Annotated in this window: 29 protein-coding genes and 5 tRNA genes; 9 read left to right on the top strand and 25 right to left on the bottom strand. The window is 53.4% G+C overall.

The features are described 5' to 3' along the window. Positions 1–90 precede the first annotated feature (90 nt). The 4 genes from Q7R85_02440 to Q7R85_02425 form a co-directional block, all read right to left on the bottom strand. Positions 91–885: a hypothetical protein gene (locus Q7R85_02440; protein MDO8584958.1), complete on the bottom strand. Its 795-nt coding sequence runs from the start codon at positions 883–885 to the stop codon at positions 91–93. A gap of 380 nt (positions 886–1,265) precedes the next feature. Then, a complete protein-coding gene (locus Q7R85_02435; protein ID MDO8584957.1) occupies positions 1,266–1,499 on the bottom strand; it encodes a hypothetical protein in 234 nt (77 codons plus the stop codon). A 10-nt stretch (positions 1,500–1,509) separates the two neighbouring features. Beyond that, positions 1,510–2,304, bottom strand: a complete 795-nt coding sequence (locus Q7R85_02430) for a hypothetical protein (GenBank protein ID MDO8584956.1) — start codon at positions 2,302–2,304, stop codon at positions 1,510–1,512. A 127-nt stretch (positions 2,305–2,431) separates the two neighbouring features. After that, positions 2,432–3,151, bottom strand: coding sequence for a thioredoxin domain-containing protein (locus Q7R85_02425; GenBank protein MDO8584955.1), 720 nt, complete (start codon positions 3,149–3,151; stop codon positions 2,432–2,434). A gap of 107 nt (positions 3,152–3,258) precedes the next feature. On the opposite strand from Q7R85_02425, the gene Q7R85_02420 reads away from it, so the two are divergent. After that, positions 3,259–3,951, top strand: a complete 693-nt coding sequence (locus Q7R85_02420) for a hypothetical protein (GenBank protein ID MDO8584954.1) — start codon at positions 3,259–3,261, stop codon at positions 3,949–3,951. 70 nt (positions 3,952–4,021) lie between these two features. Here the strand turns inward: Q7R85_02420 and Q7R85_02415 are convergent, their stop codons facing one another. From Q7R85_02415 to Q7R85_02345, 15 genes are all read right to left on the bottom strand, one after another. Beyond that, positions 4,022–4,483, bottom strand: coding sequence for a hypothetical protein (locus tag Q7R85_02415; GenBank protein ID MDO8584953.1), 462 nt, complete (start codon positions 4,481–4,483; stop codon positions 4,022–4,024). 173 nt (positions 4,484–4,656) lie between these two features. Further along, positions 4,657–4,727, bottom strand: a tRNA-His gene (locus Q7R85_02410). Positions 4,728–4,854: 127 nt separating this feature from the next. Further along, positions 4,855–5,157 carry a hypothetical protein gene (locus Q7R85_02405; protein MDO8584952.1) on the bottom strand — a complete coding sequence of 101 codons (303 nt, stop codon included), beginning with the start codon at positions 5,155–5,157 and terminating at the stop codon, positions 4,855–4,857. 84 nt (positions 5,158–5,241) lie between these two features. Further along, positions 5,242–5,463, bottom strand: a complete 222-nt coding sequence (locus Q7R85_02400) for a hypothetical protein (GenBank protein ID MDO8584951.1) — start codon at positions 5,461–5,463, stop codon at positions 5,242–5,244. Between the two features lie 20 nt (positions 5,464–5,483). Continuing rightward, complete coding sequence (locus Q7R85_02395) at positions 5,484–5,699, bottom strand: hypothetical protein (GenBank protein ID MDO8584950.1); 216 nt, start codon at positions 5,697–5,699, stop codon at positions 5,484–5,486. A 119-nt stretch (positions 5,700–5,818) separates the two neighbouring features. Then, positions 5,819–6,028, bottom strand: coding sequence for a hypothetical protein (locus Q7R85_02390; GenBank protein ID MDO8584949.1), 210 nt, complete (start codon positions 6,026–6,028; stop codon positions 5,819–5,821). Positions 6,029–6,355: 327 nt separating this feature from the next. Continuing rightward, on the bottom strand, positions 6,356–6,883 hold the full coding sequence (locus Q7R85_02385) for an NYN domain-containing protein (protein ID MDO8584948.1): 528 nt from the start codon (positions 6,881–6,883) through the stop codon (positions 6,356–6,358). A gap of 47 nt (positions 6,884–6,930) precedes the next feature. After that, on the bottom strand, positions 6,931–7,509 hold the full coding sequence (locus Q7R85_02380; protein ID MDO8584947.1) for a thymidine kinase: 579 nt from the start codon (positions 7,507–7,509) through the stop codon (positions 6,931–6,933). A 209-nt stretch (positions 7,510–7,718) separates the two neighbouring features. Next, positions 7,719–7,790 (bottom strand) — tRNA-Phe (locus Q7R85_02375). Then, on the bottom strand, positions 7,773–8,465 hold the full coding sequence (locus Q7R85_02370) for an LAGLIDADG family homing endonuclease (GenBank protein MDO8584946.1): 693 nt from the start codon (positions 8,463–8,465) through the stop codon (positions 7,773–7,775). The genes Q7R85_02375 and Q7R85_02370 overlap by 18 nt, the downstream gene beginning before the upstream one ends. A 98-nt stretch (positions 8,466–8,563) precedes the next feature. Next, positions 8,564–8,818, bottom strand: a complete 255-nt coding sequence (locus Q7R85_02365) for a hypothetical protein (protein MDO8584945.1) — start codon at positions 8,816–8,818, stop codon at positions 8,564–8,566. 420 nt (positions 8,819–9,238) lie between these two features. Beyond that, the gene (locus Q7R85_02360; protein MDO8584944.1) at positions 9,239–10,984 is read right to left on the bottom strand and encodes an ATP-binding protein; all 1,746 of its coding nucleotides are present in this window, start codon (positions 10,982–10,984) and stop codon (positions 9,239–9,241) included. A 17-nt stretch (positions 10,985–11,001) separates the two neighbouring features. Further along, positions 11,002–11,412 carry a hypothetical protein gene (locus Q7R85_02355; protein ID MDO8584943.1) on the bottom strand — a complete coding sequence of 137 codons (411 nt, stop codon included), beginning with the start codon at positions 11,410–11,412 and terminating at the stop codon, positions 11,002–11,004. A gap of 26 nt (positions 11,413–11,438) precedes the next feature. Continuing rightward, the gene (locus Q7R85_02350) at positions 11,439–11,708 is read right to left on the bottom strand and encodes a hypothetical protein (protein ID MDO8584942.1); all 270 of its coding nucleotides are present in this window, start codon (positions 11,706–11,708) and stop codon (positions 11,439–11,441) included. A gap of 330 nt (positions 11,709–12,038) precedes the next feature. Then, positions 12,039–12,110 (bottom strand) — tRNA-Arg (locus Q7R85_02345). A 65-nt stretch (positions 12,111–12,175) separates the two neighbouring features. Between Q7R85_02345 and Q7R85_02340 the strand changes: the two genes are divergently transcribed. The 5 genes from Q7R85_02340 to gpmI all read left to right on the top strand — a co-directional run bounded on the left by Q7R85_02340 (position 12,176) and on the right by gpmI (position 16,339). Next, a tRNA-Pro gene (locus Q7R85_02340) sits at positions 12,176–12,246 on the top strand. A 387-nt stretch (positions 12,247–12,633) separates the two neighbouring features. Beyond that, a complete protein-coding gene (locus Q7R85_02335) occupies positions 12,634–12,831 on the top strand; it encodes a hypothetical protein (GenBank protein MDO8584941.1) in 198 nt (65 codons plus the stop codon). A 79-nt stretch (positions 12,832–12,910) separates the two neighbouring features. Beyond that, positions 12,911–13,918, top strand: coding sequence for a GDP-mannose 4,6-dehydratase (locus tag Q7R85_02330; protein MDO8584940.1), 1,008 nt, complete (start codon positions 12,911–12,913; stop codon positions 13,916–13,918). Between the two features lie 188 nt (positions 13,919–14,106). Beyond that, positions 14,107–14,478: a hypothetical protein gene (locus Q7R85_02325; GenBank protein ID MDO8584939.1), complete on the top strand. Its 372-nt coding sequence runs from the start codon at positions 14,107–14,109 to the stop codon at positions 14,476–14,478. Positions 14,479–14,755: 277 nt separating this feature from the next. After that, on the top strand, positions 14,756–16,339 hold the full coding sequence (gpmI, locus tag Q7R85_02320; GenBank protein ID MDO8584938.1) for a 2,3-bisphosphoglycerate-independent phosphoglycerate mutase: 1,584 nt from the start codon (positions 14,756–14,758) through the stop codon (positions 16,337–16,339). A gap of 81 nt (positions 16,340–16,420) precedes the next feature. On the opposite strand, the gene Q7R85_02315 is transcribed toward gpmI, so the two are convergent. The 3 genes from Q7R85_02315 to Q7R85_02305 are packed head-to-tail and all read right to left on the bottom strand — an operon-like array spanning position 16,421 to position 18,542. Continuing rightward, a complete protein-coding gene (locus Q7R85_02315) occupies positions 16,421–17,797 on the bottom strand; it encodes a carboxypeptidase-like regulatory domain-containing protein (GenBank protein ID MDO8584937.1) in 1,377 nt (458 codons plus the stop codon). A 9-nt stretch (positions 17,798–17,806) separates the two neighbouring features. Then, positions 17,807–17,968: a hypothetical protein gene (locus Q7R85_02310; protein ID MDO8584936.1), complete on the bottom strand. Its 162-nt coding sequence runs from the start codon at positions 17,966–17,968 to the stop codon at positions 17,807–17,809. Continuing rightward, positions 17,952–18,542, bottom strand: coding sequence for a hypothetical protein (locus tag Q7R85_02305; GenBank protein ID MDO8584935.1), 591 nt, complete (start codon positions 18,540–18,542; stop codon positions 17,952–17,954). Before Q7R85_02305 ends, Q7R85_02310 begins: the two co-directional genes overlap by 17 nt. A 72-nt stretch (positions 18,543–18,614) precedes the next feature. Here Q7R85_02305 and Q7R85_02300 point away from each other — a divergent pair. Beyond that, positions 18,615–18,685 (top strand) — tRNA-Gly (locus Q7R85_02300). A 285-nt stretch (positions 18,686–18,970) separates the two neighbouring features. Here the strand turns inward: Q7R85_02300 and Q7R85_02295 are convergent. The 3 genes from Q7R85_02295 to Q7R85_02285 all read right to left on the bottom strand — a co-directional run bounded on the left by Q7R85_02295 (position 18,971) and on the right by Q7R85_02285 (position 20,869). After that, entirely contained in the window at positions 18,971–19,312 is a 342-nt protein-coding gene (locus Q7R85_02295; GenBank protein ID MDO8584934.1) for a hypothetical protein, read from the bottom strand. Positions 19,313–19,386: 74 nt separating this feature from the next. After that, positions 19,387–20,154 (bottom strand): metal ABC transporter permease, encoded by a 768-nt coding sequence (locus Q7R85_02290; protein ID MDO8584933.1) that lies wholly within the window; start codon positions 20,152–20,154, stop codon positions 19,387–19,389. Continuing rightward, positions 20,147–20,869, bottom strand: coding sequence for a metal ABC transporter ATP-binding protein (locus Q7R85_02285; GenBank protein ID MDO8584932.1), 723 nt, complete (start codon positions 20,867–20,869; stop codon positions 20,147–20,149). Before Q7R85_02285 ends, Q7R85_02290 begins: the two co-directional genes overlap by 8 nt. 110 nt (positions 20,870–20,979) lie before the next feature. Between Q7R85_02285 and Q7R85_02280 the strand changes: the two genes are divergently transcribed. Both Q7R85_02280 and Q7R85_02275 read left to right on the top strand, forming a co-directional pair. Continuing rightward, positions 20,980–21,549, top strand: coding sequence for an RNA polymerase sigma factor (locus tag Q7R85_02280; protein MDO8584931.1), 570 nt, complete (start codon positions 20,980–20,982; stop codon positions 21,547–21,549). After that, entirely contained in the window at positions 21,530–22,009 is a 480-nt protein-coding gene (locus Q7R85_02275; protein ID MDO8584930.1) for a hypothetical protein, read from the top strand. Before Q7R85_02280 ends, Q7R85_02275 begins: the two co-directional genes overlap by 20 nt. The last annotated feature ends 3 nt before the right edge of the window (positions 22,010–22,012 follow it).

Genomic DNA, 22,012 nt, shown 5'->3' with positions numbered 1-22,012 from the left:
TCCCAATAAAAATGAAGAGCCCGACGTCAGAATGGTTACTGACGTCGGGCCTGTTTTCGCTTGGGGACCTACTTGGTCCCGTTGGCCTCGCTAGATACGATGGTAAGCCTTGTGGTCTGCGATGGCCCTCCGAAGCGCCTTCGACTTGAACCACTGACGTTTCGCCGCATCGTGAAACCCGATCGAGATGCGCCGGAGCTCCGCCATCTCGACAGGGAATTCGCCGAGCTTCTTGCGCATCTCATGGAGCTCATGATTGAGACCACGCGCCAGCTGTTCCGCCATCCGCGCACGCTCGCTCATGGAGATGTTCTCATTCCGGAGCCACTCCGCCTCCGCGAGGAGCTTCTTCTGCTCCTTCTGAGAGAGGAACAGCTCGTCCTTCTTGAACTCCTTCGCGGCCGCCTTCACCTCCTCGGCCGTGACCTTGCCCGCGAGATACTTGCAGAGCAGGTTCGGGCCTACGTAGTAGCCGGACGACGCGCCCCCGCAATTCGGGTACCTATGTCCAATGTAGCGCACGCCCTCGATCTCCACCATCACTGACGAATCTGTCACCGTGGCGAGGCGATCGGCGGGAGGAATCCACACATCTTCGAGATCCACCGGCTTGTCCACGCCGCCCGTCACCTCAATGAAGAAGCACTGATCCTCGCGATGCCCATACTTCCCGATAGGCGGCAAGTAGCTAACCACGAGAGCGATGACGTCCTTGGATCCTTCCTCGGGAACGACGACGAGTGCATGGATGCCCTCGCCTGTCTCCACATTCATGCGGCAACTTGCGCCACACACGGTAATCCATCCCTCGGGAGGAATCGGCGTGATGACCGCCGTCTTCTTCACGGAATCGTAAGACGCCACCAACAGATCCTTGGGTCTCATGACCCACCTCCACAGAATACTCCGTCCAAAGGACGGATTGTGAGGTACTGTTCGGCAGCTGCGAACGCAGCCGCCTCGAGAGACTTGCCCCTCTCGTATAGGTCGAACGGAAACGCTCCCGTTCCGATGAGCGCGCCTCTTACGAGGTTGCAGAAAGTATACCAAAAGCCGCCCGATTTGTCAATATGTCAAATTTGTTGTCTCTTATTCTCTTATTCGCGCGAATAAGGGTATGAGCGCGCAACGGCTCAACGGAGGCCGTCCCGTTGAGCCGTTGGGGCAATACAACCAAAAAGGCCTCAAATGGGCCTTTTTGGTTCTGCGTACTTCCGCGTTGCTATCCCTGCCTACCGCAGGCAGGCGCGCGTATCCGCTTCTATCTATAATTGGTTCAAGTCCGCATCGATTCCCTGAAAATCCGCTCCGACATCACCAATGTCAATCGCTCCCAGATCGGCATCAATGTCGGAGGTCGGGCTTACCTCGGGAGTCACCTCAACAACCGGCGCCGTTATCGGAGCCACGACTACCTCCGAGGGTTCCGCGTTCATCCACCAGAGCCACGCGCCAACGACCACAATCGCGATAATAAGTACAATAGAAAGTTTGTTCATGATGTTGGTGTTACTGAGCTACCGGCGCTGTTACCGGGGCGGGTGTTTTAAACTCTTTGATACCCGGGACTTTGCCTAGTTCGCGCGCGGCGTTTTGTACCGCCTCGCGCGCCGCCTTCACCGCGTCTTCCGTTTTCTTCAGATCTTCGTGAAGCACTTTACGCAAATTCCCCGCTTTTGTCTTCAACGTCGCTTCGCTCTCTACGCCGAGCTTGTATACTTGTCCCGCCTGCGCTTTGACGACAAGACGCGCCGCATCAATCGCTTTTAACGCGTCCGCAATTGCCGCTTCAACCGCCACCACATCGCGGCCAGCTTCTTTTGCCTTGTCGGAACGATCCCTGACGCGCTCCGTTACCGCCTCCAGCTTCTCCAACGCTTCGGTAAACCGATCAGTGCGTGTCGCGTTCAATTTCGTCATCTCCGCATATATACGCTCCACGGCGGCGCGCTTTTTCTCATCCTTAATTTTCGCGAGATTCGCTTTCAGCTCGTCTTTCTTCTCCTGCACACGCGCACGCATTTTTTCCTGCGCGTCGCTGATTTCTTTTTTGAATTGTTCGCGCTTTTCCACGCGGACAACACGAAGATCGGCAGCCACTCTCTTTGCTTCGGCGCGAATATCTTTCACTTCTCCGCGCACTGCCTCCCGCGCCTCCTGCACCTTCTCTTTTGCCGCCTCACGAACAGCCTTGACCGGAGCCGTTACCGCCCGCGCCGCGGCACCCGGTTCCTGCGCCACAACCGGCATCGCAACAATCATTGTTGCCGCAGCTACTGCTACATAATACATGGGGTTCTTCATATATATAGCACCGTTAGTCCCTGAGTTTATCGAAGGGCTACACTATTGTATTCCTTGCGCCACCGCTAAAGCTAAGGCGGCACGCGGTCGACTGTACTCAGGAAATAATAATTACTGATAATAATACTTACCTCAACGCCTCATCAACAATATTCTTCACCGACTCCAGCGGCAATGCTCCCGGAATCGTTGTTTTTTGTCCGCTCGCGCTTACGACGATGCTAAACGGCGTTCCACGCGCGCCAACCGCAACCGCTTCCGCGTAATCCGCCGACACGCGCGCTGTCGTCTTTCCGCTTGCCACGCATGCGTTAAACTCCGCGATGTTAAGTCCGGCGTAGGCGGCGATCTTCGGCAACTCGGCAAAATCAAGACCGTTGTTGGACGGTGTAATCTCATAAAGCCGGTTTAGATATGTCCAATATGCTTCATTGCCGCCAAGCTCTGCCGCGCACTCCGCCGCCGCGGCTTCTTTCGGGGCTTTCGGATGCAATGAATCTAATGGGAAGTTCCGGTACACCCACGCCACTTTGCCGTCATACTCGGCAACCAGCTGCCGCATGGTTTCATGAAACCGTTTACAGAACGGACATTCGGTGTCGGAATATTCAATAATTTTTACCGGAGCATTCGGATCGCCAAGAATGTGGTCGTCCGCGCCGACGGCCCGCGCTTTATCCAGCGCATTCGCGGTTCCCGAAACATCCGCTCCGTCATCCGCAATCGGACCGGTAACGGACTTTTTTCCGACCGCGTAAATGACCGAAACGCCGATAATAAGTCCCGCGACGATAATCGCGAGCGGAACCGAAAGCTCACCCCGACGAGTACTGAAAATGTTTTTCATATATTTTTAGTGTAAAAGTGCGCCCAAAAAAATGCAAGCATTGACCATCGCATTACTTCCTGCTATCATGGCCGACAGTAGCATCTGAATAGTTCGGATGCGGATTTATGGGAAAAGGAGGACGCATGCTGAAACTCTCGGCAACGGACGAACTCATCTACGGACGGTTCATGGAAGAAGGCATCTTCGAGGAACTCAAGCCCGAGAGCATCCCTCAGGCGGACGGCGTCATCGCGGTACTCTGTGCTGACGGCGACCGATTCCACGACGCGATGCAGGACATCTGGGATCTCGGATCGGCGCAGCGTACGAAGCGGCGGTCGCATGCGTGCGGTGTCGCCGGCGGAGCGACACAAGCGGCGGAAGACCCGTTTGCGAATCCGATCACCTTGGATGTCTGCATCGACGACGATGCGCCGATGAAGAGTATCGAGGAGATCCGATTCCGCCTCATCTTCCCGAACGGCGAGCATCTCGTCATTCGAACGAAGACGAAACGCCTCCTCGGCCCCATGACCAGCGTCGTGCTTCTCGCGAACATCAAGGCGGCGGAGGAGATGAATGGTATCGAGACACTACTCCTCGTCGCTCACGCCCCGTGCGGCGTGGCGAACAACCTCGGTTGGGACCTCGCAGTCATCACCGCAAAGGTACTCGCGGCCGAGGATGTGGTCCGCGAACGCATCGCCGGCGAGCACGACCTGCACATCGTTCCCATCTGCCGAGTGCTCCGCGGTGAGCGCGAAGTGGCACATCGCGTGAACCGCGAACGCTTCGCAGCATGGAACGCGCGCCGATAGACAGCGAAAACGCCGGGCTCGAGAATCTCGAGCCCGGCGTTTCCATTTCTTACTTCTTACTTCTTACGTCCTACTTCTTTCCGTCCACCTCCTCAATCTTCACCTTGTCCTCCCCCTCCACATACACAAACCCCATGCGTACTTCCGCTTTCGGAAAATGCTTTTTCGCCCACGCGCCCGCGGCTTTCAATTCTTTCTGATGGAATACGCGCTCGTCGGGAAAATGTTCAAACGTGTTCCCCTCGGCGGCATACTTCCCGCAGTTTTCATGATTTAACAAAATAATGCGTTGCGCCTTGTGCTTCTCCAGCGCCAACGCCACGTCGTCGCGCACCACTTCGCGGCGCGATTCAACGCCCGGGAGCGAGCAATTCTTCGCCCCGCCCGCAAGCTTAATCTCATCATAATGGTCAATCCCAAACGCCTCACGGATTGCCTCGTGCAACGCGTGCCGGAAACGGAAATCAATACACGCCACAACGACGTTTTCAACTTCGTGTACCGCGAGGAGTTTTTTGGGATGTGTTGCCATAAATTATTTCTTAATACTTTGGGCGCTTAGAGGGAATCGAACGTCGCTTCGCTCCTTGAAACCCAGCGGTTTCAATACTTCCGCCACGGGAAAACTCCCGTTTTCCCGACCCCTTTCCCGTCCGCTTCCAGCGCCCAAATGACAACATTGCTTTTCAGCAATACTGTCATTTGGGCGCTTAGAGGGAATCGGACCCTCGCTACCGCTGCCACAGAGCGGAGTTCTACCATTAAACTATAAGCGCCGTGTTTTGCTTCACTATAATATCATAACCGAAACACCAAACGCAAGGAGAACACGACTAGCCGCCAAGCCCATTCACCGAGTTTCCGACTAACAAGCTAACGAAGCTAACAAGCTGTGCTTACCCCTTACACCTCTTCCGCCGGCGGATTTTCCGTCCGCTCGCGCGCAGCGACGTTGTGCAGCTCGGCAACGCGCCATACATCCAGCGCCGCAAGTATTCCGAAGGTGACGCCGAAGAGCGTTACGCGGTTCGGCAAAATAAGCTCGGGGATGAAATAACTAAGCGCCAGCGCAAGCACCGATCCCAGCGCGAACCACGCAAGACCCCGGCGCCAAAAGCCCAAGACAATGTGCCCCAATCCCCCAACAAGCAAACTCAAGACAACTCCCGCAATAATCCGCGGCATTGATAAAACTTTCTCGTTCATCTCTCTATTATATACTCAATAAAATGATTTGAGGCGAGGTCCACGATTGTGAACCTCGCCTCATTGCTTTTCTCCCTTCCGCCACTAGAGCGGAAAAATCTCCACTTGGTCAAGCCGCCGGAGCGTTCCCAGTTCCATCTTTCCGGTCTCGCTGTTGCTGACGGGCCGGAGGATGTCCACCAGTCCATCAGCGCTCATCCCGACGAACACTCCCACCTCCAGACGCCCTCGCCGCGTGAAACGCACGAGAGCGATGAAGTCGGGGGGATGACGCTCCGGAACGATGGTCGGAATGACGTACATCATCGTTCACCTCCTTCCGAAACCTAGTCCACGGTCACGTCGCGCCTGCGCACGACGACAGGATCGCCGCCACTGGCGAGCTTCACCCGCACGCGCTTGCGGCGGCTACCGTCCTTGTCCGACACCACAACGCCGAGCACGTCCACTCCGTCCAAATGAACGATGACATGCGTGCCAGACTTGAGGTTCTTGCGCCCGACGCCGACAAACATCCCCTTCATGAAGTTCAGAACTCCCATGACGACCTCCTTCAATTCAAGGTACAAACCATCATTCAGGCCACGATCGAATCCATGTTCGAAAAATATCGTGGGCTGAAGGATAGCAGGGAGCGAGCGAACTCGCTCCCCGGACCGGACTACTCCACCTGCACACCGCTCTGCCGGAGAAGCCACCGTCTGATCGCCACAGCATCCTTTTCTGTGACGTACCAGACGTGCAACCCAACAGCATTCTGAGGTTTGCGAGTCGGGCAAATGCCTCTCCCGTCCACGAAGTCAAAGAACATCTGAACCATCCGGATGTCCTCCTGCTGCTCGTAACAGAGCCCCAGGTTGAGATCACTCATATCGAGCGGGTCCCTTTCTCCTTCGTGAGGAAGCGGAATCCAAAGATCACACCTGAGGCACACGCGAACTTCCTCTCCCTGCGTTCGGAACATTACGTGTAACATCTAAACTTCTCCATCGCTGGAATTATTTGAAACTTGCCAACCCTCACATCAATGCGAGCGTACTACTGCTTTCCGTTAAATTTGAATCGCTATACTTCCCGCATTGATGTGAGGGCTGACTGGAACTGCATACAGTATAGCACAAGCGCACTGCGTTTGTCAAGTATTGACTTTTATCCGCGGCTTGCTATATAGTTATCGTATTCACTACGAAAAAGACCCTTATGGAGTTCTGTCTCCGTTGGGGGCTTTTTCTTTATTGGCCATCAAAATATTCTTCTGATCGCCCAGATATGATATCTTTACCGTGGTTCTTTTAAGTAAAATTGAGCACTTCTTCTCACTCGCCGGAGAAAGCACAACCGCCATCTTCTGCTTTTCTTGGAGAAACTTAACAAGCCCCGCATAGTCACCGTCGCTCGAAACAATAACGGCTTTATCTATTTCCGATTCATACACATCTCGGACGGTCTGTAAAACCAAATCAGCATCGCAATTACCTTTCGGCTTTCCGTTGTCGTCGTATATAACTTCTTTGAATATAAGGGTGTAGCCGGCTTTCTGCAGGAACGTATATAAGTCCTTATATTTTGGTATCAGTCCAATAAAAATATAGGCAGTTTTCACGCCGTATTTTTCAGACAACCAAACTCGAAATCGCCCATAATCAAGCACCCAGCCAAGGCCAGCGATGCCCTTGTGTAAATTCGCTCCGTCTATATACGCAAAATTATTTTCTTTTTGTTTCATTGCCCGCTTCCGCGTTTATCCGCGTTGTCATCCGTGTCTATCCGCTTCTACCCTATCTTGAAGCACTTCCTGCACCTCGGTTCGTACGACGACATATCCCCCACCAAAATCAGCGGTGAATCCGCAGATGCCGGCACCCCGCTCACGAGACGCTGTGTATACGTCGCGTCTCCCCCGCACTGCATACATACGGCGGAAAGTTTTGTGACATGATCCGCCACCGCCAACACATGCGGCACGGCGCCGAACGGCCGGTGCAAAAAATCCGTATCAAGCCCCGCGACAAACACGACTTTCGTTTTTCCAAGCTCCTCCACAACGCGCAATAAGTCGGCAACATCCTTCTCGGCATGAAAAAACTGCGCCTCATCAATTGCAATTACATCCGCCCGATTCACCAGCCGTTTATGCGCGGTCAAAATTTCTTTCGGATGCGTAATCGCGATCGGCTCCGGCATTTTCGCTTTCGCTTTGTTTTGGAACGCGTGTATACTCCGGACTTTGCGCGTGTTCGCTTTTGGCTCAAAAATCACAACATTATTTTTCGCGAGCACAAACCGCAAAAGCCGCCGATAGAGTTCTTCGGTTTTTCCGCTCCACATGCAACCGACGATGGCGTGTAACATGGAGTAATCGCGAACCCTTCGACAAGCTCAGGGTATAATGACAGTGAGCACTGTCGAACTGTAATGCGAATCTGTTTCAAAATAATGCGAATCCGCTCCTCACGAAAATTGTAGCAGAGATGAATTGACGGGGGCAACTTTTGGTTTGCGCTTGCTCGCCGCTGCACAATATAAATAACCCCGTTTTGCGGGGGTTATTTATATTATTGTGCCGCGGGAGGGAATCGCACCCCCGACACGTACCTCTTCAGGGTACTGCTCTACTACTGAGCTACCGCGGCTATTGCAATATTTGCGTCTGATTTCAAAAGATTATCATACTCAAACGCTTTCACCATTTTATCGTACTTGCGACTCAAAAACAATAGCCCCGGCTTATAGTACATGGCCGAGAATAACTTCTTGCTGTCGCCTTTCACATACCGCAAATTATACACTCCCGCTCCTTTCCGGATAAATCCCTTCATTCCATACTTATCGGCAAGCATCTCTTTCAACCACCAAACAAAAGGATAACTCGCGGACGCAAACGATGCTTGAAAAACAAAACTTCGCGGCCACCGTTTATCCCACGAAGAATAGAATGTGCCGTCTCCATCAAAAAGGCCGCGCAAAAAATCCGGGAAAAATTGATTGGGTACGGCGACAGATTTAATAGTTTTTGATTTTGCCGGCGTTATTCCGATACTGTTCAAAAATCGCCAGAACGCAACGCTGCTAAATTGCGTGTAGTAATATTTCTTCTCGCTCTCCCCTCCGCGGGCACTTCGCCCAATGTTATTTGTGATGCCCAATGCGTCCCGAAATTTCAACATGAGCTCTTCTTCTGCGGACTTAAATAGAATCCCTTTCCCGTTCTTGTGGACATTTCCATCAGAGGCGATGAGCCCTATTCCATATGCAAGATTTGCCGACCAACGAATGTCACAATTTCCTACATAACCATGCTTTGCCATAAGGTAATTATACCTCAAGAGCTTTTATGGGTACTATCGTTCTCTAAAAACGAATGAGCCCTGCAATGCGTCTCCACGCATCGCAGGGCTCGTCGCTACTAGTCCTCCTCGTCCGCGTCCTCCTCTCCGCACTCCTCACCATCGTTTTCGAAAGGGTTCGGATACGGGTCATCGCGCGGCAACTCGAAGAAGTCGTCTCCCCAGTCATCGAATTCGCAATCGCACACCTCGTACAGGTAACGGCTATCGTCCTCGAGGGCGACGCGAATTTTGTCGATCCCCTCCGCGATCTCGCGCCTAACGCCGCATGCCTCACGACGAGGCGCGCGCCGGGTCAGATTGCTCGTTCCCATCTCGTTCTTCTCCTTCTACTGAACTCCCATCGAAGCGAAGATCATCTGCCTGTGGTCGTCGTAGTCCTTGTCGATCGTGTAGGTCCTCTCGGGTCTCGAGGAGACCTCGGGCTTCTCCTGACATGGCGGCCGGTCGAGCAGCTGCCGATCCCGCCTCGTACGCACCGGGCGCACCCGTCCGATCCGGACTTCCGTGATCTCGCTGCGCTTTCTCATGACTTCCTCCTTACACGAAAGCGGTTCGCCCAACCGTTGAGCTACCCACCTTCGGAACCAAAAACATCCTAGCATAGTGCTAGGCTTTTGTCAATAGATGCCCCCGCGAAAGTATTACGTATGGAGTATTCAGTATCTCGTATGGGCTCGAGGGTCGTTGTCCTCCCATACTGAATACTGGATACCCAATACTAAATACTCGTACTACGCCAATGGAATGGTAAAATAGAACACGCTTCCTTCGCCTTCGCGCGAGTAAACGCCAATAATGCCCCCGTGCGCCTCCACAAGTCCTTTCGCGATCGCGAGCCCCAACCCCGCGCCTTTTTTCTCCTGCCCCAATATGCCACGCTGAACTTGCTTGAATTTTGTAAACAACAGCGGAATCTCATCCGCCGGAATCCCCTCTCCGACATCCGTTACGGCGACCACCACCGCGTCCCCGATTTTTTTCAGCCGCTCTTCGCTTTTTACCCACAGCCAGGCAAAGCCCGCCGCCTTCGCCTCCGCTTCTATCAACTCGCCTTCCGCGTGACGCAACGCCTCCACCAGTACCGTGCCTCCGGCAGGCGAAAACTTGATGGCGTTAGAAATCAAATTATTGAGCGTCTGCGCGATGCGCAACGGGTCAAAGGCAACGGTTTTCGGCAAACGATCATCACAGGAAACCGCGAGCGTCACACCCGCGCCCTCGGCCGCTGCAGTATAAAACGTCGCGCGCTCGCGGATGACGCCGCAGGTATCCGACGGCACCTTTGTCATCTCAAATTTCCCGGATTCCAGCCGCGCGACGTCCAGTAAGTCGTTCACGAGCGCGATCATGCGGCGCGATTCATCATAAATAAGCACGATGTCTTTCGCGCGCTTCTGTTTGTCGGCGGCGATATTGGGCAGCTGCAACACCTCGGCAAGCTTATTAATACCCGTGAGCGGCGAACGAAGCTCGTGCACAATCATCGCCGTGAAATCGTCCCGCAGCCGCTCCAGTTCTTTATCGTGCGTAATGTCATGAAAAATAACGACGCCGCCCAACACTTCTCCTTGCGCGACGCCGGCGCTGCTTTTGACGGGTGCTACAAAAATCTGATAATACTTTTCCCCGATAAGCGCCTCCGACACCTCCAGCACCTTATCCAATTTCACGCTTTCCTCCAGCTTCCCCTTCATATCAAATTTCCCGCCCAGATGCTCCACAAAATCAAAGAGCGTGACGTCTTTTTTCCCCGGGGCAATGCCCACCATGCGTTTTGCCGCGGGGTTCACCGCGACAATACGATAGTCCAGCCCGGTCATCACCACCCCTTCGGTGATACTCTCCACCATCGCGGAGAGTTTCCGTTGTTCGGTTTCCACGACTTCCTGCAGCCGCGTCACGGCGAGCGAAGCCTGTTGCGTGATTTTATAGAGAATGGTCATCTCTTCCTCCGCAAAGTGGCCTGGCTCGGTATGCGCGACCGTAATGACGCCAACCGGATTTTCGCCGATGATGATCGGAATGTTGAAAAATGACCGCACGGACAACGCCGGATCCTCCACGAGTATGGAGCCGGAGACAACCTCGGCAACCTGCTGCTTTTGGAATGTCCGGTCCAGCAACGCCGAAAGCGAACCGAGCATCCGGTCGCGCACATCGTCAATAAACTTGCGCGGCACCGACCGCTCCAGGTGTATCTTAAACATCACCGCCTCGGGCTCCAGCAGCATATACGACACCGCGCTGTACTCAATAAACTGATGCAGCGACCCGGTGATGACGTCAACGATGTTTTGAATATTTAACGAGTAGCCGGTGCGTTCACCAAGTTCTTTCAACATCGCAAGCTCGTACATGCGGCGGTTTGCTTCCTCGGCGCTTTGGGAAAGAACGCGCTTAAACGCGCGGTTCTCCCAATAAGAGAACAGCCCAAACCCAACCGCGAGCACCGCAATGATGATGGTCGTTGCTTCCATTAACTAAGATCTACCAGCTATTTTCCAAGAATTCTCCCCAAAAGCGCGCTCCGCGTCCTCATAAAGACATACAGAAGCGTTCCCGAGAGAAGCAATCCGAGCACCTCGTTAATGCCACCGATAGAGACAAAGCCAAGCGCGCTCATAACGTTTGCGATGTGTGTCAGCGCGAACAATACCGCAGCAAACGCAAGCGCGTTCCATGTCTTCTCAAGCTCCCCGCCCTGCGAAAGCGCCGCGAGTTTCACTGCGTAAAATGCCGCAAAGAGACCAAGTGCTAAATTCAGGAAGTGGAAGATATCCATCACTCCGCCCTCAGGAATCAGCTGAATCGTATAGAGCGTCGTCATTCCCGCGCTTTCCTGCGCAAGCGCAAGAAGTGGCGCGACAAATGCGGCAACCGTTCCGAACAATAATCCTTTTTTCATATTGATGTTACGTACGATGATGCGTTTTACTTTTTCGGCTGCATCATCTGATACTTCTCAAAAATCGACTTTGTGACGTTTTTAACAATGAGCCCGGAAAGATTCACGTACTCCTCGATGAGCTTCTGCACCGCCTCATCGGGATTCCCCGTAATGTCAGTCACTTCGCCCTTATCCGAGATCGCAAGCTCCGCGACATTGCGCGCCTTGAGTATTGCGATGTCGGGCCCCAGAATCACCGCCTCCTTCGCGATCACTTCGGAAAGCAACGCTTTATATTGGTCTATATTTTCCATGAAAGAATTTTTTTTATTTTAATTCGACCGCGTTATGACGCTATGAAATTAGTATACACTATTCGATAGCGCTACGAGGAATTTTTTCGTCCGATTCCTGGCACAAATCAAAATACCGCGTAAGGCGGTATTCTGATTTGTGCCCCCGGTAGGAATCGCCTCAAACTTCTGCTGAAGTTTGAAATCTTCAGCTCCTCACCGGAGCTTGCGACACTAAAGTACTGCTGTTTACGAGCCAATCTCTACGCTCTTGGGTAAACAGGGAGCCCGCGGTTCGATTCCTACCAGACAGAATGACAAAGCCACGCATTGCGTGGCTTTGTCATTCTGTGCCCCCGGTAGGAATCGAACCTACATCAATGCCTTAGAAGAGCACTGCTCTATCCATTGAGCTACGGGGGCGATTTTGTTTATACATTATCAACTTTTGACGTTTTATGCAATTTTAGGGTAGAATGGCAATATTGCGGGCCGTCGTATACCGGTAGTACGCATGCTTTGGGAGCATGTTGACTGGGTTCAATTCCCAGCGGCCCGACTGAAGGGAGGGATGCGGAAGTGAACGGGAAAGGGGCCGGGAAAACGGAAGTTTTTCCGTGGCGGAAATACTAAAACCGCTGGGTTTTAGGGAGCGCGCAAGCGCGACGTGAAATTCCCAGCGGCCCGACAAAAGTTTTTTTATACGAATGTAGAGTGCTTCCTAACTTCACGATCGTGAAGTTAGGAAGCACTCGTTACTCTCCTTGACCACCGAATTGCCGATGGATTTTGTTGGTTTTACCACGCCAAGCATCGCATTATCTCATACTATTGACAAAACCGTATTTAAGGCGTACAATGTATGTAGTAAATGCAGGTGGTGTTAGCCTGCAAATGAAGGGAAAACCAAGGGTTTCTTTCACTGGAGGATGCCGTGTTCGAATCCATGAACATCCTGGACGCGTCTGCGATCGTGGGTTTGGTACTCACGTGTCTCATCTTCCGCTACAGCCTCCGCGCCTTGAAGGCGCAGTTGGCGCGGGAGGCGGCAACCCGCGACGTCGAGCTCCAGAAGGAGCACGGCGCCTGGGTCCGCAAGATCCAGGCGCGGGAGGCGGCTCTGCGGCCGCCATCCGAGAACTAGAGCCCCGCAAGCCCGCTCACACGATGTGTGGGCGGGCTGCAACTTTTTATAACACCCGGAGTTATGTATGATAACGTAGATGAAACCTCAAACTTCCAACATCCAACCTCGAGCGATTTTAGTCACTGGCTGCGCCGGATTTATCGGCAGCAATTTTGTGGCGCAATTTCACCGCGAGTTTCCGAAGGTCGCCATCGTCGGAATTGACGATTTTTCAACCGGACGGCACGAAGTATTAACGCCCTTCGACTCCGCTCAGGGCAAAAAAACTTTCGTTTTTTATGAGGGCTCTATTTTAGACGAAAAACTGTTAGCGAAGATTTTCACAAAACATAAACCCGAATACGTATTTCATTTCGCGGCACTCCCCCGCGTGTCATATTCCATTGAGCAGCCAGCGAAAACGACGCTCGTGAACATCGGGGGCACCGTTGCCTTGCTTGAAGCGGCAAAAAATAACGGCATCAAACGCTTTATATATTCGGCTTCATCCGCGGCCTATGGCGGAGCAAAAAAACTCCCGACCAAAGAATCGGAAAATCCGGCAGATCCCAAATCGCCCTACGCGCTCCAAAAATATGTCGGCGAATCGTTTTGCAAAATGTTTTCCGAACTCTATGGGTTAGACACCGTGTCGCTCCGCTACTTTAACGTCTTCGGTCCCGGACAATACGGTGACTCGCCCTACTCCACGGTGATTTCCGCGTGGCTTGAATCGCTCTATTTTCCGAAGCATAAAAAGGCGTTTATTGAAGGCGACGGCACGCAGTCACGCGACTTTTGCTACGTAGACAACGTCGTCCGCGCGAACATCCTTGCCATGCAGGCGCCGAAAAAGTTAAACGGTGAAATGTTCAATATCGCCCACGGCGAACGCACAACCGTAAACGAAGCGCGCAAGTTAATTGAGCAATATACCGGCAAAAAACTGCAGCTTGAAGCTCGCCCGCCGCGGTTGGGCGACGTCCGTGACACGCACGCGGATGTTTCCAAAGCAAAGGAATGGCTCGGTTATGTTCCGGAAGTGAAGTTTAAGGAAGGGTTGAAGAGAACGGTGGAGTGGTTCTTGGGAAGAAGTAAGACATAGAAAATAAGAAGTAAGAGCAACGAGAACGCCCACCTGTCGCCTTACTTCCTACTTCTTACGTCTTATGTCTCAGCCAGGCGTTTGCATTTTCAGACGCCCTGTGCTATGCTAGTTGCAGTAAACAATTGTTTCATCCCGACTTGTGTCGGGATGACCATCGAGAAATGGCTCATTAGGAGAGGACCGAGATGAAACAGACAATCGCGGCGTTGTTGATCGTCATCACGATGACGGCCGTCGGCGTTTGCGCGGTGTTGCTAAACCGAGTCGCCAACAAGAACATCACGCAAGACAAGAATACGGCGACGAACGTCGTCGAGGCAAACGCCTCGAAGACGACGGGCTTCACCATTCCCGCCGAGGCGATGCCGACCAGTGACACCTACTTCGTCACGATCATCAAGGGGCACGGCGAGAACGACGGCATCTGGGTGCTGGGTCGCCCCCTTTCCACGGTCACCGAAAAGGCGGGCTTCACGCTCATCATGGAGGCCGCAAAGAAGGGCGACGCGAAGCACTATCCGCTCCCCGACGAACTGAAGCCCAACGAAAAGAAGTGACACCCAACAGACGTCATCCTTCAGCCGATGACCATCGGCTGAAGGATCTCAAAGCACTCGAACGCCCCGTACCGCATACTGGTACCGGGCGTTTGCATTTTTACAAATTTGCTATGTCCACTATCATGCCCGATCGGACATGGTAGTAGACATTTGGCGCGGAGCGCTTTCATCTTTCCGGCGGAGAGATTGTTTCGTCGCCGCTGCGCCTCGCAATGACAGCGCGCTCCTTTTTTACTTCCTACTTCTTACATCTTACTTCTGTTAAAGTTATTGTATGCATCGTCCCCATGTTCTCCTCATCTTAGACGGCTTCGGCTTATCACTTGAAACGAAAGGCAACGCCGTAGCAATGGCACGGCTCCCCCATTTGCGCTATTTGAGTCATTTCTATCCGGGTACGGCACTCCAATCCTCCGGCATTGCTGTGGGCATTATGTGGGGTGAAGTCGGCAATTCTGAAGTCGGGCACTCCAACATCGGCGCCGGCACCGTCATCTATCAGCACCTCCCTCGAGTGAACCTCGCGATTGAGGACAAAACATTTTTTGATTTACCGGTATGGAAAGACGCGGTGGCGCACGCCACAAAAAACAATTCCGCAATCCACCTTGCGGGCCTCCTTTCCAACGGTGGCGTGCACGCGCACATTGACCACCTTTTTGCATTGCTTCGCGCCATAAAACAGCTCGGCTTTTTCGGAAAGGTATTTGTCCACGCGTTCACGGACGGACGCGACGTGCCGCCGCAATCCGCGCCGCTATTTTTTGATTTGCTCAATAAAGAAATTGCCGCGGTGGGACTGGGAGAAATCGCAAGCGTTTCCGGCCGCTACCTTGGCATGGACCGCGCCGCAAAATGGGACAGGACAAAACGCGCCTATGACGCCATCATCGGCAAGGGAGAAAAAAACGCGGACGATATCCAAGCGGCGCTTGATGGTGCATATAAAGAAAACATCAGCGACGAAGTAATTCCCGGCACAACAATTGTCCGCGATGGCACGCCCATTGGCGCTGTTCACGACAACGACGCGCTGTTGTTCTGGAACTTTAGACCGGATCGCATGCGGCAACTGCTCCTCCCCTTCGTTGACCCGATGTTCAAAGAGTTTCCACGCACGGCGTTCAAAAATCTTTTCATCGCGACCATGACCGAATATGACGAGACGCTCCCCGCGCACATCGCATTCCCCTCACAGCACATCGCAGAACCGCTCGCCAAAGTCATCGCGGACGCGGGGTTGCGCCAAATCCACATCGCCGAGAAAGAAAAATACGCGCACATCACCTACTTTTTGAACGGTGGGCGCGAGGAGCCGTTTGAACACGAAGACCGCGTCATCGTGCCTTCAGCCGCGAACGTGACCGACTATGACCAGAAGCCGGAAATGAGCGCGCGGGAAATCGCCGACAAAGTAATTGAAGCGATCCGCTCTAAACAATACGACTTCGTCGCCGTGAATTTCGCGAACGGCGACATGGTTGGCCACACCGGAAACATCAGCGCCGCAATTATCGGCCTGGAAGTTATTGATGAGTGCGTGGGCACCATCATGAATGAAACATTAAACGTGGGCGGCGTGCTCTACGTGACCGCGGACCACGGCAATTGCGAGGAAATGATTAATCTGGAAAACGACGAGGCGGACACCGAACACTCCACTAATCCGGTGCCGTTTTGGATCGCGGCATCAGACAACAAACGCACGACACCCGCGAACCCCGTGTCCACCATCATCACGCGCGGTATTTCTGCAGACGTCGCGCCGACCATCATTGCAATGATGGGGCTCAAAAAACCAAAAGCAATGACGGGGACAAGCTTAATTAAGGTTATCGGGCAACTGCCGCTGCCGTAGAACATTTGACCGGTGACACGTGACAATTAACTTGAGTTCCTCTGGTCAAATGTCAATTGTTTTCTGTCAATTGTGCGATTGCTACCGCAATCGCTCCATCTGCACATCAAACGTGATGATTCCGGATTTCTTCAAGAACACGGGTTTTGATTGGTATGGTTTGTATCCCGTTTTTGCGCACGAAACATAGTACGAACCAGGTGAAAGCAAAAAGTTGAAGCGGCCAAGTTCATCGGTAACATGCGTGCCGAGGAGCCAGCTGCGCTTTTCATCAAACACGCGTACCACCGTGAGCGGCAGCGGGGTTTTGAGTTTCACGTCGGCCACGATGCCAAACGACTTCAGCGACCAGCGCGCCAACAAAATCTTTACCGCATCCAACGCAAGATACAAAACCAAGACACCGTAATTGAAGCCCGTCGGCACAATCACGGCGATAAACATGCTGAGCCCCGTGCCGAAGACAAACAGATACGGATTGACGAGATCAAACACCGATTTGATGGTGTTGAGCGTCCGGAGCAACCGCAACGACCGTTCATCTACTTCTTTGGTTTCGGATTTTACAGGAATCTCCAGCGCGACCACTTCCTTGGGGTCGGCAACATGCACGACCCCCGTCTCCACCGCGGTGAATCCTTTTTTCACAATCTGCAAAAAATATGTTCCAGGCGAAACCAAAAACCCGAATCGGCCATCGCGATCGGTAATCTGCGTTTCTTTCACTTTCTTAAATTGCGCGTCATAGATGCGCACCGTCGCGCCGGGAATGGGGTTGCCGGTCAACTCGCTGTATACCCTCCCCCACGGCCGGCGGCGCTCAAATCGCAAAAAACCGAGCGCAAGAAAACGGAGGAGTTGGATTAAATTAAGCGCGAACGGCGCGCTGGACGAAGCGGCGGTGGTGGTCAAAATCCCCACGCCAACGGCGCCAAGCGTCACCGACACCGGCACCGCAACGGTTTTGATCTGACGCACCACCTCGGGATTCGCGCGGAGTTCCCTGATGGTATTACCGATGGTCTGCAAAAATCCCAACGGCTGCTCGCTCACCACAATTTTGCTCAAATCCACCGAACCCTCGCCGCTGAAGAAATCATCGCGCCAAATAAACGGTGCCGGAGCGCCTTCCAGCGCGTTCAATGCTTGCGCCGCGCCACGCAGCACAAACTCCGTATTCCACGAAGTACCCGGCTGCACTGTCCCTGGTGCCACAAGATACAACACGCGGTCGGCGTAGCGCACGGAGTCGTTTGTCACCGCGGCCATGACATCTTCCGGTAGCTGCACTAAAACAACCAAATGATACGCGGGTCCGCCGGTCACGGAAGTCGTAAACGTGAAGCGATAGGTGCGATCAATGAGCTGGTCAGCGGTCTGGGCAAAGGCGACGGACGATAAAAGCACCAAAGCAAAGAAGCAAAGAAGCAAAGAAAAGATTTTTATCCGCTGGGCCATTTGCTTTCATTATAGCACTCGCCCGTAGAAGCGCATAAACCAAAAAGGAGCGGTGTACGCCCCTCTGGTTTGCGCTTGCAGTTCCTTGCTTCCTTGCTTCCTTGCTTTCTTGTTTTTTTGCTTCTTTGCTTCTTTGCTTTCTTGCTTCTTTGCTTTATTGATATACGTCATCAAACCGCTTCATCGCGTCAACAAATGCTGCGTTCAAGTCATTCGCGGCATTGGCCCCCGCGTTAATGTCGTTGATCATGGCGCGCACTTTGCCGTCTGTCTCTGTTACCTGTCCGGTAAATTTCGCTCGGAGTAGCTCAAACAGCCGGTTTAATATGTCATTGTATGAAATAAGGCGCGAAACAAGCGCCACTTCGTAGCCAATGGCCTCGCTCGCGATCTGTCGCGCGCTTCCCGGTTGGATGTTCGGCAATGCCTGCGCCATTCTGCCGAGTTCCACGGACAAGCTGACCGCGCGCTCACGGACATCTTTGTTGCGTATCAATTCGCGCGAGGTGGCAATGAGCGCCTCGGAGGTGTTGGCTTCGGCATCATAGCGCGCGATGTCCTCCAATCCTGATCGCGACGCGCTCGCAAGGAAAATAATTTCTTCAGTAAGGCGCGTACCTGTTTGACGCGCCGCCGTAAATTCCGCCGGAACCACCTTCGGTCCGACAAGAATAAAACGGATGAGCAGCGCACCGACTATCACTATCATTGCCATCCACAGCCACGTTTTATGACGGGTTTTCATTACATATTAAGTTACTCCTTTTCTTTACAGGAGGCAAGCGGGCTGTTAAGATAGTTTCGTAAAGGAATCAGCGCGGGTATCGTATAATGGCAATACCTCAGCTTTCCAAGCTGAAGCCGGGGGTTCGATTCCCCCTACCCGCTCATAATAAAAGTCCCCTATTCGGGGATTTTTATTATGAGCAGGGAATCGAACGGGAAAGGGGTCGGCCTCCGCCCGTCGTAGTCGGCTTCGGTCGACGAAGTCGGGGAAAACGGTAGTTTTCCCGTGGCGGAAGTTGGGAACCGCTGGGTTCCCAGGAGCGCGCAAGCGCGACGTGAGATTCCCCCTACCCGCAGGGGCGGCCCGCTCTCTGTGGTAAAAGAAGAGACCGCCGGATGATTACCCGACGGCCCCACGCTTTCCTCCGCGCCAGCTGCCTGTTACCACTAAGGCCCATGAAGACCCTTGAGGAGGCGATCGCGGTACGCAATGGCGTCTTCTTTGTTGTTGACGATGTATGCGTACTCCTCGCTACCGCCTTGCTCAAGGCGCTTCCCCGAATTCGTCCAGCTGATAAGGTGCCACCCGCCCTCGCGCTTCTGCGACTCCGATTCCATGCCGGTGCCGTAGCCAACGACGACGACGCAGCGGCCGCTGTCCATATCATGCGTCATCGAGGCAACACGCGGCTCAAGAGAAATCAGGCCGAATGCATACACGCCGATCCACCCCACCAGCGCGGTCGCCGCCACGCCAAGCAGGAACACGAACACATCGCGCTTGCGCATCGCTTCACTCCTTCAACAAGAAACCAACTCTGTTAAGAGTATATATTGCGCGACATCGAAGTCAAGGTTTTAGTTTACGCCCTTTTCGCAACAAACAAGCTCATAAAAAACAACGCGGCGGCGATACTGATGATGACGGGGCCGAGCGCCAAGGCATAAGCGTTCGCAAGCCAATAACCGGCGCCGACGGAACAAACCGCCACGGCGACAGAAATGAAAAGTGTGTTTTTTAAACTCGTTCCGAGATTGCGCGCCACGGCTGCCGGCACGATGATGAGTGAGCCCATAAGGAGAACACCTAAAAACTGCAAACCCAAAATGATATTCAACGCGAAGATAAGGAGAAACCATAAGTTCATTCGTGAAACGGAAATACCGGACACGGTCGCGAGGTCTTCCGACACGAGCGCGAGCGTGAGCCGTTCTTTCATTCGCACGATAAACACAATAACCACGAACGCGGCGAGCATGCCGACGAGCGCACCGGCAAGTGACGGCGTCCGCGCTTCGCCGAACAGTACTTCAATCAACTCCTCTTGTGGCGTAATCAAACTCCCGATGGCGAGTGAGGCGGAAAACATAACACCGATGATGGTTTCTGTTGAAATTTCCGTTTTGCGCTCAATGCTCCAAATGAGTATCGCCCCAAGCAAAAGCGCCGCCGCGCCGCCGATAAGCGGATTGATCTCCAAGAGCACCGCGATCCCAAGCCCCGGCAATGCAATATGCGAAATGGCGTCCGAGGCAAGCGTCATCTTGCGCATCAAGGCAAACACGCCGACCAAGCCGGAGGCCGCCGCGACTACGAGCATGAGCACAATGGTTAATGCGTCGCTATTCATGATGTTCGCGACTCCCCTCGCTGTGATGATGGTGATAAATGACACGGTCGCCGTAGAGATGATGCAGATTTTCCTCGGTTAGCACATGTTGCGGCGTGCCGTAACAGACAAGGCGCTGATTGATGCAAAGCACCTTTGTGGCGTAGCGGTAGACTAAGCTCAAGTCGTGCGACACCAAAAACAGCGTGAAATGCTTCTCGTCCTGCAGGCGATGCAGGGTTTCATAAATCTGCTCCTCACGCGGAAGGTCAACTCCGGAGGTCGGCTCATCAAACAGAAGCACGTTCGGATCGCCGATGAGCGCGAAGGCAATCAACACCCGCTGCAGCTGACCCGAGGACAAGCTGCCGAGTTTTTTATCAAGAAAACTTTCCGGAAGCCGCACTAGCCCCATGTTTTTCCGGATAGTATCATGCACTAGGCCCAGCGACGCGGCGCGCGTCAGCAAAAAGTCGCGCACCGTGAGCGGCAACGTGCGCTCCAAGTCGATGCGCTGCGGCACATAGCCGATGCGTACGTCTTTTGCCCAATGAATTTCCCCCTCGTGCGGCACGGCGCCGATGAGCGCCCGCAAGAATACCGTCTTCCCCGAACCATTCGGCCCGATGATCGCCACGCTCTCGCCCGGCGCCACCTCCGCGTCGATGTCCGAAAGCACGCGCTTGCCGTCAAAGGACACGGAGAGATTTTTTACTCGAAGAATCGATTCCGACATATCGTTAGTATTGAGTATAAAGCAACTCATCGGGACTGTAAAATTTACCCAGACTCTATATACTTATTGAGATGGGTGTTGGTAACTAAAACATCGGTCTATCGTTCTATATGTTAGAGCAGGAGCCACAACTTATTGCCAGCGCTTGCGATGGAGACAGAGGCGCGTATAGCGCGCTTTATGACCATTATATCGCCCAAATCTACCGCTTTGTCTATTTGAAGACCGGAAGCAAAGCGGAAGCGGAAGATTTGACCCACGACGTCTTTTTGAGCGCCTGGCAAAACATCGGGACCTACCGCCATCGCGGGCATCCTTTTTCCAGCTGGCTCTACCAAATTGCGCGCAACAAAGTCATTGACCACTACCGCACGCGGAAGTTCACCTCTCCGATTGATGAGACGACGGAAGGTATCGCGGACCTTGCGATGCAAACCGAGCATGCCGCCGACCAGACCATGGAGCTCGACCGCGTACAGCTCGCGATGCGCGAACTCTCGGATGACCACCAGAACATCCTCATCCTGCGATTTGTTGATGACTTGACCCCGGGAGAGATTGCCGAGGCGCTTGGCAAAACCGAGGGTGCCGTGCGACTGATACAACATCGCGCCATCAAGAATCTCCGAGCTATTCTCTCCGACAACGAACCCCAAACCAATGAAGATACTCTTATCTAACATCAAAAAGTTGCAGCAACTTGCCCCGGACGACGCATATCGCGCCCGTTCGATTGCGTTGATTCTTGGAAACCCGCAGTTACAGAAGTCGCTGCGCGCCCGATTTTTTGAGAGCGTGCGCTACAGCGTCGCCTTGTCCCTCACGGCACTCGTGATTGTGGTTGCCGCTGGCGGATTTTCATACTTGAATTGGTCCAGCGCCTCCCCGCTCATCATCGGCAGTTTGAACGCGAAAAGCATCGCCGCCGAGGCCGCGCGTGTGGATGCGGAATTAGAACTCGCGCAATTCGGGTACTATGGCGCCTCAGCGCAGGATGTCGCCGTTGCCTTGAAAGCCGTTTCACAAAATGCACCCGATCATTTGAATGACGCCGTATTGAACAAAGAACTGCGGGAGTTGGAGCGGCAAAAAGACGCAAGCAAGGATATTGACGCACTTTTGAATTCGGTCTCAATGTAGTCC

The organism is bacterium (assembly GCA_030649055.1).
Taxonomy (GTDB): Bacteria; Patescibacteriota; Minisyncoccia; order UBA6257; family JAUSGH01; genus JAUSGH01.
This window is presented reverse-complemented; position numbering and strand designations above follow the sequence as displayed.